The sequence below is a fragment of the Butyrivibrio sp. genome (assembly GCF_017433805.1).
Classification (GTDB): Bacteria; Bacillota; Clostridia; order Lachnospirales; family Lachnospiraceae; genus Butyrivibrio.
Genome location: NZ_JAFRGN010000043.1, coordinates 55,264 through 70,927 on the forward strand (window position 1 = coordinate 55,264; position 15,664 = coordinate 70,927).

The following is a 15,664-nucleotide window of genomic DNA, read 5'->3' on the forward strand; positions in this document are numbered from 1 at the left end:
AGGTTATTTTTTAATGATTAGTGCAAATAACGTAACCTTAAGAGTTGGTAAGAAGGCTCTTTTTGAAGAAGTTAACATCAAGTTCACACCAGGTAACTGCTACGGTATCATCGGCGCAAACGGTGCTGGTAAGTCTACATTTCTCAAGATCTTATCAGGACAGATCGAGACCACTAACGGAGATGTAGTTATCTCTGATGGTGAGCGTTTATCATTCCTTGAACAGGATCACTTCAAGTATGACGAGAATGTTGTTCTTGATACTGTTATCGCTGGTAATGCCCGTCTCTTCGAGATCAAGAATGAGAAGGATGCTATTTATGCCAAGGAAGATTTCACTGATGAAGATGGTATCAGAGCAAGTGAGCTCGAGGCTGAGTTCGCTGAGATGAACGGATGGGAAGCTGAGTCAGATGCTGAGTCACTTCTTAACGGCCTTGGAATCGATACAGAGTTCCACTACAAACTTATGAAAGAACTCGATGGTGCTCAGAAGGTCAAGGTTCTTCTTGCAAGAGCTCTCTTTGGTAATCCAGATATTCTTCTTCTGGACGAGCCTACTAACCACCTTGATCTTGATGCTATAGCATGGCTTGAGGAGTTCCTTATCAACTTTGAGAATACAGTCATAGTTGTATCCCATGACCGTTACTTTCTCAACAAGGTTTGCACTTACATTGCAGATATAGATTATGGCAAGATTCAGCTCTATGCTGGTAACTATGATTTCTGGTACGAGTCATCACAGCTGATGATCCGTCAGATGAAGGAAGCCAACAAGAAGAAGGAAGAGCAGATCAAAGAGCTCAAGGAATTCATCGCTCGTTTCTCTGCTAACGCAAGTAAGAGTAAACAGGCTACTTCCAGAAAGAAAGCTCTTGAGAAGATCGAGCTTGATACAATTAAGCCATCAAGCCGTAAGTATCCATACATCGACTTCAGACCAGACAGAGAAATCGGTAACGAAGTTCTTACTGTAGAAGGTCTTTCCAAGACAATCAACGGCGAGAAGGTTCTTGATAACATCTCATTCGTTGTACAGCGTGAAGACAAGATTGCTTTTGTTGGTGGTAATGAGCTTGCCAAGACTACTCTCTTCCAGATTCTTACAGGAGAGCTAGAGCCAGACGAGGGAACTTACAAGTGGGGTGTTACAACATCTCAGGCTTACTTCCCTAAGGACAACACAAAAGAGTTCGATAATGACTACACAATTACTGAGTGGCTTACAGGCTACTCTGAGATAAAGGATGCAACATACGTAAGAGGATTCCTTGGACGTATGCTGTTTGCCGGCGAAGACGGAGTTAAGAAGGTTAAGGTTCTCTCCGGTGGTGAGAAGGTTCGTTGCCTTCTTTCCAAGATGATGATAAGCGGTGCTAACTGCCTTATCTTCGATGAGCCTACTAACCACCTTGATATGGAATCAATCTCCGCTCTCAATGACGGAATGATCAAATTCCCAGGTGTTGAGCTTTTCGCATGTCGTGACCACCAGGTTGTTCAGACTACAGCTAACAGAATCATGGAGATTCTGCCAGACGGATCACTTATCGATAAGCGTTCAACATATGATGAGTACCTTGAAAATGATGAAATGGCCAGAAAGCGTACAGTTTATAACACTGCCGCTGACGAAGAGGAAGACGACTAATTGCAGTTCTAAACGGAAAGCGATAGATAGTCTTCTACCCTGTCCTTTCCGCTTATATATTATTTATTTCACATAAAACGGAGGAGTAATAGCATGCAGGAATTTAAGCCAGTAAAAGAGGGAAAAGTTCGTGAGATTTATGACATCGGTGAGAACCTTATCATGGTAGCTACCGATAGAATTTCAGCTTTCGACGTTATCCTTAAGAACAAGGTAACCAAGAAAGGCGCAGTTTTAACACAGATGTCCAGATTTTGGTTCGATTATACCAAGGACGTAGTTACAAACCACATGGTCAGCGTTGATTCAGCTGACATGCCTGAGTTTTTCAGAACACCTGATTTTGCAGGTAATAGCATGCTTTGCAAGAAGCTTAGAATGATACCTGTTGAGTGTATCGTTCGCGGCTATATAACAGGAAGTGGCTGGAAGAGCTATCAGGCAGATGGCACAGTTTGTGGCATCAAGCTCCCAGAAGGTCTTAAGGAATGTGATAAGCTCCCTGAACCAATCTACACTCCTAGTACTAAGGCTGAGATTGGTGATCATGATGAGAACATCGATTTCGAGCGCAGCATCGAAGTCCTCGAGAAAGAGTTCCCTGGTCATGGCGAATACTACGCTACCAAGATCAGAGATTATACAATCGCTCTTTACAAGAAATGTGCTGACTACGCTCTCACTCGCGGAATCATCATTGCAGATACCAAGTTTGAGTTTGGCGTAGATGAGAATGGCGAAGTTGTTCTTGCTGATGAGATGCTCACACCAGACAGCTCACGTTTCTGGCCAGTAGAAGGCTATGAGCCAGGTCACGATCAGCCATCCTTCGATAAGCAGTTCGTACGTAATTATCTCAAGGCTCATCCAGAATGTGATTACAACCTTCCTCAGGAAGTAATCGACAAGACTATTGATAAGTATCTTGAAGCTTACAAGCTCCTTACAGGAACTGAACTTAACGCATAAAACAAACAGCGCCGAGGCAATCGCCCGGCGCTGTTTTAATATTTAGTCATCATCTTCATAGAATCGGCTTTTCTTTTTAGGGTTATGCATCTGCTCCATCAACTGAATGATCAGGCGCACAAAGCCAATAATGATCAAATAGCTTCCAAGCGTAACTGATTTGGTGTAGTCAAATCTAGATGGAATGACTATAGAAATGATTCCAATGTACAGGTTAACCACAGCCAGAAGCATCATCCAGAACTTAGCTTTTCCTGATATAGTCTCTTTATATCTGATAATGTACCTGACACTGGCAAATGCCAGGGAAAAGAATACAATAGCCATCAAAAAGTTGGTCCACTTAGGAATTCGCTCCAGGTTCGACATAATAAAAACCATGAACCACATGAGCACTATATGAAAAATCATTCGGCCTCTTTTAAGAAACGGATTCTCATCACGCATGCCTGCCTTTACCAGCATTATCGCGCTCCAGACTGCAACTATCAGAGCTATAGCTCCGCCTAAAACACTGTAAACCGCCTCTGGAATGGTACGAAAAACGATACCAAGAAACATCATGAAAATATCTATGATACCCTGAAGTGACTTAAGGGCATCCAGAATCTTAATCTTCTCAAAAGACCTCCAAAGAGATCCAAAGAACTTACCTACAACTATCTTAGTCTTACTCTCAGAGTTGGCAGCTGATAGCAGAATGGTTCCAAAATCATGGAAGCCTCCTTCTGAAATATCATTTAATGAAACAGCACCTGCAGCCTTCATAGAATCAAAGATATCTCTCGTAAAAGTTCTCCTCTGCTCCATGGTAGCATTACCTATCCAGTCATCGATCGCTCTGTTGTATACAGAGCTTTCCTCTGTTAAAAACCTTCTGTTTACAAAATGATTTCCCTCTATCTTCCAGGTCATTCCAGAATGCTGCGCCATCTTCTTGGCACTAGATGCCACAATCTCGTGTGTAACTGGAAGTTCAAAAAGCATACCTACTACGCAGAAGGTCGGAACAACGTGAACTACTCTCTCCTGTATATCAGCAAACTTCTCTTCGTCCAAAAGTTCAGGACAAAAGCCTGGTCCATCAAAGCTATATATCTTTTTGATTCTGTTTCTAACAACATCGGGAGCATGCATGGCAGAATAAACCGCAAGATTTCCGCCCTTGGAATGGCCTCCCACATAGATGTTACCCGCATATTTCTGCATCACATACTGAAGGTATCTTGCTGCAGCTCTCTGAGCTTCTATCTCTTCGAAACTTATCTGGAAATCAAGTCTCCAGTCATCTATCTCCATTGTCGTTCCACGAAAAGCCACAAAGTGACTTCCATCTGGAAGGTGTACAGTAAATGCCGTAAACACCATGTTCCTGTCGGCATCGTCCACATCAACATAATCCGACAGATAAAGGCTTCCAAACCTCTTATATTTGGCCATATAGTACAGAACCCAGTCAAATGCAAGTTCATCCAGTTCATCTATACTGTGGGTCTGAAAATACCTCTCTGCAACTTCATAAACAGATACACGTCCATTCTCGCCCTTACCAGGAATCAACCCGGTAAAGTCGTTATATACCAAAAGAGCCAGCGCCAGATTATCGACTTTATTAAAAGGCACCTGCTTAAATTCCAGATCACCACGCCATTTGATGTAGTTTATGATATTAGCCATTTTCTGTTCCTCTTATTGTCAAGCAAAGTCAAGATACCCTGGAAAACACTTACATATATCATTATAACGTAAAAGAGTGCATCTGTTCACAGATACACTCTTTTCATTATCATTTTGTGTTAAATTACAGTGCAGCCTTGATCTTCTCGATCATCTCATCGTACTCTGCGTCAGATAAGAAAACCTTCTGTGGGTTCATCTCAAATACTCCGCCCCACTCAAACTCATCTTTGTACTTGGGAACAAGGTGCATGTGCAGATGACAGCCCGTATCACCATATGCGCCGTAGTTGACCTTATCAGGATTAAATACCTTATGAATAGCCTTGGCAGCACGGTTAACGTCTGCAAAAAATGCATTTCTGTCTGCATCGGAAATATCAACTATCTCGCTGATATGATCCTTGTAAGCAACGATACATCTACCAGGATGTGACTGCTCCTTAAAAAGAATAAGCTGGCTGACCTCAAGGTCACAGATCTTGATACCAAACTTTGCAAGTGGCTCGCCACCTACACAATATCCACAATTACAATCTTTCATTACAAAAATACTCCTAAAACTTAATCTAATTCTTTAATAATAGCGCTTAGCAGATCATTATATTCCTCAAAAGCTGGAAGCTCAGGATAATCTGCCTTGATCTTATCTGTTGATCTGAACAAAAAGCCTGCCTTGGAAGCCTGGATCATAGCAAGATCATTATAGCTGTCTCCACTGGCTATAGTATCATAGCCGATTGACTGAAGTGCCTTAACTGTAGTCAGCTTGGATTTCTCAATTCTCATCTTAAAGCCTGTAATCTCGCCGTTATCAGCAACCTCAAGTGAGTTGCAGAAAATTGTAGGCCAGCCAAGCTTCTCCATAAGAGGAGTTGCAAACTGAGTGAAGGTATCACTGATGATGATAACCTGTGTGCGTCTTCTAAGCTCATCAAGGAACTCTTTTGCTCCAGGAAGTGGATCTATCTTGGCAATAGTATCCTGGATTTCCTTAAGGCCAAGGCCATGCTCCTTGAGAATTCCTATTCTCCATTTCATAAGTTTGTCATAATCAGGCTCATCTCTTGTTGTTCTCTTAAGCTCTGGAATCCCACTTGCCTCAGCAAAAGCTATCCATATTTCTGGAACTAAAACGCCCTCAAGATCTAAACATACTATGTTCATGAATCAAACGTCTCCTCATAATCTATTTTGATGCAAATATCAGATATTAACCTTAGGTAATGTATCGAAGCTCTTCTGCAGCTCTGCATCTGTTGGGATATAATCTGTCATAACGCCATCGTTGTACTTCTGGTATGCAACCATATCAAAGTAACCAGTACCGGTAAGACCAAAGAGAATTGTCTTCTCCTCGCCTGTCTCCTTGCACTTAAGAGCCTCATCAATAACAACTCTTATAGCATGGCTTGATTCTGGAGCAGGAAGAATACCCTCTACTCTTGCGAATTGCTGAGCTGCCTCAAATACTGAAGTCTGCTCAACTGATCTGGCCTCCATAAGCCCATCATCATACAGCTGAGAAAGAATTGGGCTCATGCCGTGATAACGAAGTCCTCCAGCATGGTTAGCTGATGGAATAAAGTTACTGCCCAGTGTGTACATCTTGGCAAGAGGACATACCATTCCGGTATCGCAGAAGTCATAAGCATATTTACCTCTTGTGAATGAAGGACAGCTTGCAGGCTCAACTGCGATAATCTGGTAATCATTCTCTCCGCGAAGCTTCTCACCCATGAATGGAGAAATAAGTCCGCCAAGGTTAGATCCGCCACCTGCACAGCCAATGATCATATCTGGCTTAATTCCGTACTTATCAAGAGCTGCCTTAGCCTCAAGACCAATAACTGTCTGATGCAAAAGTACCTGATTAAGAACGCTTCCAAGAACATATCTGTAGCCTTCTGTATGTGTAGCCACCTCAACAGCCTCGGAAATAGCACAGCCAAGGCTTCCTGTTGTACCAGGATGCTCAGCATTGATCTTGCGTCCGATCTCTGTCTCCATAGATGGTGAAGGTGTTACGCTTGCGCCATAAGTACGCATAACCTCACGTCTGAATGGCTTCTGCTCGTAAGAAACCTTAACCATGTAAACCTTACAATCAATGCCAAAATATGCTGATGCCATAGAAAGAGCTGTTCCCCACTGACCAGCACCAGTCTCTGTTGTTACACCCTTAAGCCCCTGCTTCTTGGCATAATAAGCCTGAACGATAGCAGAATTGAGCTTGTGGCTTCCGCTTGTGTTGTTACCTTCGAATTTGTAATAAATCTTGGCAGGTGTTCCAAGAGCCTTCTCAAGGAAATAAGCCCTAACAAGTGGTGATGGTCAGTACATCTTGTAGAAATCCATGATCTCATCAGGAATATCTATGTAAGGAGTTGTATCATCAAGCTCCTGCTTGATCAGCTCATCACAAAATACAGGCCTAAGGTCATCAAAAGTCATAGGCTTAAGTGTTCCTGGATTAAGAAGTGGTGCTGGCTTATTCTTCATGTCAGCTCTTACGTTGTACCACTGTCTTGGAATCTCATCCTCGCTAAGGTATATCTTATAAGGTATTCTCTTTTCTTCTCCCATTTCTATATCCCCCGATATTCTTCAACAATTTAAACCATTAAAGCATATTTTAACCCGTCATGTCAATGAGAAAAGCCCTATTTAATTGAAGTTACCATACAGTATCTGAGCAAGTTCAGAGTCCTTATCAAGGATAATTGTCTTCTCTCCCCTAAGTGATTCCTTGAGGGTATCAAGACCTCTGATATAGCTATAGAACTCAGCCTTTTCCTCTGTATCATAAGCCTTTGAAAGAGTCTCCATGTATGCAGCTTCTCCCTCAGCCTCAAGAACTGCAGCGCTCTTCTGAGCCTGAGCCTTTACAATGGCTACCTGCTTGTCTGTCTCATTGTGAATCTTCTGAGCCTCAGCTTCTCCCTGAGCAGTATATGATGCAGCAATATTGTTACGCTCTGAGATCATTCTCTCGTATACAGCCTGCTTGTTGTCATCAGGAAGGTCAAGAGCCTTGATCTGAGCCTGAATGATAGCAATACCATATCCAGCCATATCTGAGTTAGCCTCTTCTGTAATAAGCTTGGTAAGGGTCTCGCCTCTTGCCTCAATGACCTCATCCTGTGTCATGGAAGAAATAGCATTTTTGGTTGCATTATATACAGAAGCTTCAATTCTCTCATCAGCTCTGGCACTAACTGCATTAAGAGTCTGGATATACTTAAGAGGATCAGCTACTCTCCAAAGTACATATGTATCAGTGATCATAGACTTCTTATCCTTGGTGATAACATCTGAAGCTGGGATATCATAGATGATGATCTTGCCACTGATTGCCTGTGTATCCTCGATAAATGGTGTCTTGAAATGAAGACCTGGCTCAGAAGCAATAGATACGATCTTACCAAATCTTCTGACTGCAACATACTCATTCTGATGAACTACATACATTGATGAGCCAACAAGAAAAGCTGCAGCAATTAACAATATGATAATTAATGTCTTTACAATACTAAATCTCTTCTTTTCCATATCAGGCCTCCATCAATTATTAAAACTGTCTAAAGGAAGCATCTGCTGTGTCTTACCATCAGTGATGATAACCTTCAGATCTGGAAGAACTTCTTCCATAGTCTCGTAGAATAGTCTCTTCTTGGTAATGTATGGCTGAAGCTTGTACTGCTCATACATCTCATTGAATCTGGCAACCTGACCTTCAGCCTCTGCGATTCTGGCCTGCTTATAAGCCTCTGCATCCTGAATGATCTTGTCTGCGTCAGCTTCTGCCTTAGGAAGCTCCTCACTCTGATACTTCTTGGCATTGTTAACAGCTGTGTCCTTGCCCTGCTTGGCTGTTTCTACAGACTTAAATGCCTGAACGATTTCCTGTGTTGGTGGCTCAGCATCCTGAACAGAAAGGTTAACAACCATCATTCCGATGTTGCTGTTAGTAAGCTCATTCTGAAGCTTCTCTTTAACCTCGGCCTGAATCTGTCCCTTAGCTGTTGTGATAACATCATCAACTGTGTAATTAACTACAGTATTTCTGATACAGGCAAGTGCCATATTCTTCATGATAACCTCAGGATTAGAAGAATTGTAGTAGAACGCTACAGGATCACTTACCTTGTACTCAAGATAGAAATCAATATCAACAAAGTTGAAATCAGAGGTGATCATAACACCCTCATCATCGACAGTAATGTTCTGTCCATCCTGCAAAACATAACCGATTCCAACACCATGAGTTGTCATATCGATTGTATGAACATCCTGAATAAATGGAATCTTGAAATAAAGTCCGGCAGTATCTACTCTGATTACCTTACCGAACATTGTCAGAACAGCCTGTTCCTGCTCTTTGACAGAATAAAAACTTTCCCCTACACACGTAAGTGCCACAATTGCTATGATAACAGCAATTACAATCGTAGGATTGAACTTGGCTTTAGGTGCATTACTTTTTACTCGCATACCTTTTCTCCCTTTTCTAAATAATAAAAAGCCGGCAGCTTCCAATTAAGCATACCGGCTAGTATTATACCATAAACCCTTATGAACTATCTATTCATTATCCTTCCCACAGCATAAACTATGGAATAAATATTATCGTAGAACTCAAACGCCACATGCGCCATGACTGAAATATAAATATTCCTTGTAATGACATATGCTATTGTCACAGGAATCGTCATGATCATCCACTCTGCGATTCCAAGCACTCCATGCGCTCTTGTAACTGCACATAAGATAAGGCTCACTATAGTAAGAACAAATACTCTTTTCTTGCTACCAAAAGAAATAATAGCTTTCCTGAAGAACAGTTCCTCTGCAACTGGCTTCATAACTATCATCATAAGTGCATAGAAAAAAGTAGGTAAAATATCATTTCTTGTGATAATGCTGACTGTACCATCCCTGACTGTAGCAAAATACGGCTGAAGAACTCTGTTCTTAATGTCATTAGCCAGCATCAGTCCAGCAAATGTCAGTATCACTGGAAGCCAGAATCTCTTTATTCTGGTAAGGTTTCGTGCAAATTTACGGAATGAAAACTGCTTGTGAAAATAATAAAAATAGATCAGAAGTCCCAGGTAAAATACGAAGAACAAGTGAAATGCCTGCATTGGCATAATTATTGTCGAGATGACAAAAAGCAGTTCCCACGCCAGTGGTATATATAAACGTCTCAAAGTAAACTCCTTTATTGTGAATCCACATCTCATTTATTATATAAGTCAGACTCTTATTTTTCAAGGAGTCCTTTGATAACAAGCACATTGTTACGGTCTTTTTGCTTGTAATCGGCTTCATTTCCAGTAAGTGACTTCTCAAGCTCTGAGATTTCATCAAGCTCATCCCAGTTTACAAGGCATACATGGCTCTTATTCTCTACATCCTTGGAGATACGTTTTGCTTCTGACTCTGAGGCCTCAAGTGCCCTCTTTTTGAAGGTATCAAGGTCCATCTTTTTGTAGCCCGCAGCATAGTAAAAAGCATTCCATCTAAGATGCTCAGATTTAGCCAGATTCTCAAGCACATCAGAAGATAATTCCCTGCCATCACACAGATCAAGCCTCTTCAAAAGAGCTGCCTGATAATCTGCAGATGCTCTGGAACTCATCCTGTCAAAATAGCTGCAGTCAGCCCAGTTCTTCTTGGGAGAAGCGCTATTGTTCATGTAATAATGATTAAGCTTCTTGGCCAGATCATCCATAGTTCCTGTATAAAGGATGTTCGCATCAAAGATACTGTGTCTTTCCACAAGACTGTTAAGCTCGTACTTGGTCACGCAGTCGCTACAGCACTGATAAACAGGAAGATTGACTCCTCTTCCTCTCATAAACTCCAGAATATTCATGGCAATCTCACGTCCTGTGCGGTCATCGCCAACTGCCACTGCAATATATCTGAGCTTATCAATATTTTCCTCAAGGAACAGCGCGAGCTCTCTACTGCGACCATCATGGTTTTCAAAAGAAATATCGTAGTTATCAAGAAGTGAACTAAACCTGGCCCTGAAAAAGCCGTCTATATTGCGTCCGCTCTTATCAAACACTTTGACCTTGAAGTTACTGCCCTCGAACTGACCATTTATAATTATCTTCTCTAAAAGCTCCTGTCCTTTTCTGCCAAAGCCAATAAGGAGCACATTGGCATCACAGGTAGCCTTGCCATTTTCATCAAAAGAAATAGCGTCGCAGATAGGATACTTCTGCATAAGGAGTCTTGCGAGGAGCTCAGCCTTTTCAAAGACTCGTACAGTTCCATAGCCGTACTTATCGCCTATAGCCTGGAGCATATATCCGTTATGCTCCTCATAGCCATAGAGGATCACTTCTGTCTGCTCAGGCCTTACCTTGGCTTTCTCAAGAGCTCTCATGATTTTAACTGCATAGTCCAGATTCTCATCGATATTGCCGGAAAAAGCAATAAGCCTGAACTTGCCCCTACCACGCTTAACAGATAATCTATGAAGAAATTTCACATCAGGATCAAGAGCTTCGCTGTCAGAAAAAAGAAGTCCTCCCATCTGGCTTATCTGGCTATCTTTGCCATTGGAACTGGTTCCTACATAAACTATAGAAGTATGATCCTTATCAGAAAGTCTTCTGCCGTAGGCAAGAGAATTCTCAGTAACTCCATAAATAAGCTCAACATCATTTATACGTAAAAAGAATGTTCTGATCTTCTTGAGCATTCCCTTGGCAACAGTCATGAGAATAGCACTGGCAAGTGAATAGTATGCCATAAAGTGCACTACCCAGAAGAAAATCATCCATTTTGAATCTGCCCCAACAAGCTTTTCAAAAACTGAAGCATTATTGACTCCGGCAAACATTCTGCCCACATCTACAACAGTCTCAAAAACTGCAGCCACAAGATTAGTCGCCTCATGAGCATGTGTTATTCCATAGATGCAAAGTCCTCCGATAGAGGCTATACCAAAGGTAAAGCCCAGCCATCTCTCCCTCTGATCCTGATTAAGTGCCAAATATAGTATAACTGCAGCAAACATAGCAGCTGAAAGCAGCACAACAACTAAGTATTCCATACACGTTTCCCTCAAATTCAGATTCTAACTAGAATAATAACATATTTTGTTTCTTTTACATATTGCCATTTACATGCTAAAATGTGGTGTCAAAATAACAATTTTCAGGAGTCTTATTTACTATGATTCTTTCAGTACATAACATAAATAAATCATTTGACGGTAAGGATATTCTCAAAGATGCCTCTTTTCATATAGAAAAAGACGAAAAGGCTGCCATTGTCGGAATAAACGGCGCAGGTAAAACCACCCTTATCAAGATCATCATAGGCGAACTATCTGCTGACGACGGCGATGTTACTTTTTCCAAGGATATTACATGGGGATATCTTGCCCAGAATCAGAATATAGATTCAGATAACACCATCTATGAAGAACTCGTAGAGGTTAAAAGAGATGTTATAGACCTTGAGAACAACATCCGCCTTGCAGAAGAAAACATGAAGCATGTCCAGGGAGCAGAACTGGAAGCTCTTATGGACAGATATACCAGAATGCAGGATGAATTTCAGCGCAAGTCTGGATATGCCTGGAAAAGCGAAGTAACAGGTGTTGCCAAGGGTCTTGGCTTTCTCGATGAAGAACTTGATAAGAGGATCAGCACCCTTTCAGGAGGTCAGAAAACAAGAGTTGCTCTTGGTAAGCTTCTTTTACAGAAGCCTGATCTTATCATCCTGGACGAGCCCACTAACCACCTTGATATGAACTCTATCAGATGGCTTGAGAACTATCTTCTCAACTACAAAGGCGCTGTACTTATTGTCTCTCACGACAGATATTTCCTTGATAAGATATCAGGCAAGATAATCGAAGTTGAGAATACAAGAGTTACCTCTTTTACCGGAAACTACAGTACCTATGCTGTTAAAAAAGAGCAGATGCGAGCTATAGAATGGAATGCCTACATCAAGCAGCAGGCCGAGATCAAGCACCAGGAAGAAGTAATTGCCAAACTCAAATCCTTCAACAGGGAAAAATCCATCAAGAGGGCTGAGAGCCGTGAAAAGATGCTTGATAAGATAGAAGTTCTCGACAAGCCCATAACAATTGATGATCGTATGAAGATAAGCCTGACTCCTTCCTGCGAAAGTGGTAATGATGTTCTGACTGCAACAGGGCTTTCCAAGTCATTTGGTAATGAACACCTCTTCTCAAATCTTGATTTTGAGATCAAAAAAGGCGAGCATGTTGCAATCATTGGTGATAACGGTTCAGGTAAAACAACTCTCCTTAAAATAATAAACGGAGTTGAGAGCCTTGATGCCGGAGAAATTGATTTTGGTGTCAAAGTTCATATTGGTTACTACGATCAGGAACATCATGTTCTCCACGATGAAAAGACCTTGTTCGAAGAAATATCAGATGCATATCCTACACTCAACAACACTGAGATAAGGAATACTCTGGCTGCTTTTCTGTTCACCGGTGATGATGTATTCAAGCGCATCGGTGATCTGTCAGGTGGTGAAAAGGGACGTGTGAGTCTTGCTAAGCTCATGCTCTCAGATGCCAATTTCCTCATTCTTGATGAGCCTACAAACCACTTGGATATCACTTCAAAAGAGATACTTGAAACAGCAATTTCAGGCTACACCGGAACTGTTCTCTACGTAAGCCACGACCGTTACTTTATCAACAGAACAGCTACCAGAATCCTCGACCTGACCCACGGCCAGTTCGTAAACTACATCGGCAACTACGATTACTACATTGAGCACGTGGACGAACAAATGCAGAGACTCTTCGGCACAGCAAGTAGCGTTGGAAATGCAACTCTTGCCGACGGCAGCTACAAATACGCACAGAGTGCTACAAGTGAGACTTCTGAAGCATCCAGTACTACAGCGGCTAGCAATGCTGCTTCTGCCCCATCCGGTGCCCAGGACTGGAAAGCCCAGAAGGCTATTCAGGCCCAGAAACGTAAATTGGAGACTTCCCTCAGCAAATGTGAGGAAGAGATCAGCAAGCTCGAGACTCGAGACGGCGAGATTACAGAGCAGCTCTCCGATCCATCAATTGGAACTGATCTGGCCAAACTCAGAAAACTTACCGATGAGCAGACTGAAATTCAAGACAAGCTTGCAGCTCTCTATGATGAGTGGGAGAACCTTTCCTCTGAACTTAGTGAGTTGAATGTTTGATTCATAATTGCTTTCCCATGAACAGTCAGCTAAAGTGGGGCAATGAATAGATTTGCGAATCATTCGCACGAGCAAGTAAATATATGAGCATATAAAAATATGACCTTCTTCCTGTTTATGGTTTACCCATTTTTAAACCATAGGAAGAAGGTCATATTATTTTTATGCCATATATTCTTGCGAGTCAGAAGTGAGCAAATCTATTTATGCCCCACTAGAGCTGACGTCCAGTTAATCATAATGATTCAGATAACTCAGTTGCAATAGCGTCGAGGAATTCCTCAGAACCGAGTTTAACTGGGTTAGGAAGATTGGTGATAAGTGCAAGGTCACCTGTCATACGTCCTGACTCAATTACAGAAAGTGTAGCCTTCTCAAGCTTGTCTGCATATTCCATAAGCTCTTTTATTCCATCAAGCTCACCTCTCTTGCGAAGAGCACCACTCCATGCAAAGATTGTTGCAACTGGGTTAGTTGATGTTGGCTCTCCCTTGAGGTACTTGTAATAATGTCTCTGAACTGTTCCATGAGCAGCTTCGTACTCATAAACACCTGTTGGAGATACGAGTACTGAAGTCATCATGGCAAGTGAACCAAATGCTGATGACACCATATCACTCATAACGTCGCCGTCATAGTTCTTACAGGCCCAGATAAATCCGCCCTTAGACTTCATAACACGGGCAACAGCGTCATCAATAAGTGTGTAGAAGTAAGTGATTCCAGCTGCCTCGAAGTCTTTCTTGAACTCTTTTTCATAAATCTCATCGAAGATATCACGGAATCTTCTGTCGTAGGTCTTACTAATTGTATCCTTTGTTCCAAGCCACAGCTCCTTTTTCTCAGAAAGAGCATATTTAAAGCAGGCTCTTGCAAAGCTCTCAATAGAAGCATCCTTGTTATGCATGCCCTGGATGATTCCAGGCTCTTTAAACTCATGGATTGTCTCTCTTATCTCTGTTCCGTCATCGCCTGTAAATACAAGCTCTGCCTTACCAGGTCCTGGAACTCTGATCTCAACATTCTTGTAAACATCGCCATAAGCATGTCTTGCAAGAGTTATTGGGCTCTCCCATGTTCTTACGTTAGGCTCAATGCCCTTAACCATAATAGGAGTACGGAAAACTGTTCCATCAAGAATGGCCCTGATTGTACCATTTGGACTCTTGTACATCTTCTTAAGGCTATATTCCTTAACTCTCTCATCGTTAGGTGTGATAGTTGCACACTTGACAGCAACACCGTATTTGAGAGTAGCATTAGCACTGTCTACAGTAACCTGATCATCAGTCTCATCTCTGTGCTTAAGTCCCAGGTCATAGTACTCGCTCTTAAGATCAACATAAGGCAAAATCAGCTTATCCTTGATCAGCTGCCACAACACTCTTGTCATCTCATCCCCATCCATCTCAACAATGGGGGTTGTCATCTTGATTTTCTCCATCCTGTCCTCCTACAAAACTTTATTATTCGTACATTTCAAGTAGTCCCTTATCAACCATGTTCTCATAAGCATTGATCATGTGCTGATTAGCAAGCTCTTCTGCCTTATCGGGATTATTCTCTTTAATTGCTTCCATAATAAACTTGTGCTCAACGTTGGATACAGCACCTCTGTTGCTGGAAAGAGTCTTCTGTCTGACTCTCCATACATAGCTGTGATAATCCTTGAGAAGGTGCTCAAGCATCTTGGAGTTACATGCCTCATACAAAATTGTATGGAATCTGTTATCAAGTTCAGCCATCTGCTCCATGTGGCCTCTTGCTGCATGAAACTCTGCAAGATAGATGATTTCTTCCATCTCTTCAAGCTGCTCTTTGGTAATATTCTCACATGCCCATCTGGCACATAAGCCTTCAAGCTTGGATCTGATCATGTAGATATCCTTGATATCCTTGACCTTGATACCAGTAACATAAGCACCCTTATTAGGGATAATCTGAATAAGACCTTCAAGCTCAAGCTGTCTGAAGGCTTCTCTTACAGGAGTTCTGCTGACGCCAAGCTCCTGGCCAATAGCTACTTCTTTTAATTCCTCATGATCCTTGTACTTGCCATTTAAAATGTCTTCTCTGATTCTATGAAAGACTCTTCCTCTAAGTGAGTATTTATCTGTTACTTCTTCTTTTAGATCGCTATTTCCCATA

The 15,664-nt window shown here is 41.8% G+C and carries 12 protein-coding genes and 1 pseudogene; 3 read left to right on the top strand and 10 right to left on the bottom strand.

The features are described 5' to 3' along the window. Positions 1-13 precede the first annotated feature (13 nt). Positions 14-1,654, top strand: a complete 1,641-nt coding sequence (locus IJI01_RS11160) for an ABC-F family ATP-binding cassette domain-containing protein (protein ID WP_292190181.1) — start codon at positions 14-16, stop codon at positions 1,652-1,654. A gap of 93 nt (positions 1,655-1,747) precedes the next feature. Next, positions 1,748-2,623, top strand: coding sequence for a phosphoribosylaminoimidazolesuccinocarboxamide synthase (locus IJI01_RS11165; protein ID WP_292190183.1), 876 nt, complete (start codon positions 1,748-1,750; stop codon positions 2,621-2,623). A gap of 42 nt (positions 2,624-2,665) precedes the next feature. Here IJI01_RS11165 and IJI01_RS11170 read toward each other — a convergent pair whose 3' ends face one another. From IJI01_RS11170 to IJI01_RS11205, 8 genes and pseudogenes are all read right to left on the bottom strand, one after another. After that, positions 2,666-4,300: an Mbeg1-like protein gene (locus tag IJI01_RS11170; protein ID WP_292190186.1), complete on the bottom strand. Its 1,635-nt coding sequence runs from the start codon at positions 4,298-4,300 to the stop codon at positions 2,666-2,668. Positions 4,301-4,424: 124 nt separating this feature from the next. Beyond that, a complete protein-coding gene (locus IJI01_RS11175) occupies positions 4,425-4,844 on the bottom strand; it encodes an HIT family protein (protein WP_292190189.1) in 420 nt (139 codons plus the stop codon). Between the two features lie 20 nt (positions 4,845-4,864). Continuing rightward, the gene (gene thrH, locus IJI01_RS11180) at positions 4,865-5,467 is read right to left on the bottom strand and encodes a bifunctional phosphoserine phosphatase/homoserine phosphotransferase ThrH (RefSeq protein ID WP_292190192.1); all 603 of its coding nucleotides are present in this window, start codon (positions 5,465-5,467) and stop codon (positions 4,865-4,867) included. 39 nt (positions 5,468-5,506) lie between these two features. After that, a pseudogene (locus tag IJI01_RS11185) lies at positions 5,507-6,886 on the bottom strand (TrpB-like pyridoxal phosphate-dependent enzyme). An 81-nt stretch (positions 6,887-6,967) separates the two neighbouring features. After that, positions 6,968-7,852, bottom strand: a complete 885-nt coding sequence (gene hflC / locus IJI01_RS11190; RefSeq protein ID WP_292190195.1) for a protease modulator HflC — start codon at positions 7,850-7,852, stop codon at positions 6,968-6,970. A 12-nt stretch (positions 7,853-7,864) separates the two neighbouring features. Beyond that, the gene (hflK, locus tag IJI01_RS11195; RefSeq protein WP_292190198.1) at positions 7,865-8,794 is read right to left on the bottom strand and encodes an FtsH protease activity modulator HflK; all 930 of its coding nucleotides are present in this window, start codon (positions 8,792-8,794) and stop codon (positions 7,865-7,867) included. Between the two features lie 86 nt (positions 8,795-8,880). Then, positions 8,881-9,513, bottom strand: coding sequence for a CPBP family glutamic-type intramembrane protease (locus IJI01_RS11200; RefSeq protein WP_292190201.1), 633 nt, complete (start codon positions 9,511-9,513; stop codon positions 8,881-8,883). A gap of 53 nt (positions 9,514-9,566) precedes the next feature. Next, a complete protein-coding gene (locus IJI01_RS11205) occupies positions 9,567-11,375 on the bottom strand; it encodes a hypothetical protein (protein ID WP_292190204.1) in 1,809 nt (602 codons plus the stop codon). Positions 11,376-11,497: 122 nt separating this feature from the next. On the opposite strand from IJI01_RS11205, the gene abc-f reads away from it, so the two are divergent. After that, on the top strand, positions 11,498-13,516 hold the full coding sequence (gene abc-f, locus IJI01_RS11210; RefSeq protein ID WP_292190206.1) for a ribosomal protection-like ABC-F family protein: 2,019 nt from the start codon (positions 11,498-11,500) through the stop codon (positions 13,514-13,516). A 235-nt stretch (positions 13,517-13,751) separates the two neighbouring features. On the opposite strand, the gene IJI01_RS11215 is transcribed toward abc-f, so the two are convergent. After that, positions 13,752-14,960 (bottom strand): NADP-dependent isocitrate dehydrogenase, encoded by a 1,209-nt coding sequence (locus IJI01_RS11215; protein WP_292190209.1) that lies wholly within the window; start codon positions 14,958-14,960, stop codon positions 13,752-13,754. A 22-nt stretch (positions 14,961-14,982) separates the two neighbouring features. Then, the gene (locus IJI01_RS11220; protein WP_292190212.1) at positions 14,983-15,663 is read right to left on the bottom strand and encodes a GntR family transcriptional regulator; all 681 of its coding nucleotides are present in this window, start codon (positions 15,661-15,663) and stop codon (positions 14,983-14,985) included. Position 15,664 lies beyond the last annotated feature (1 nt).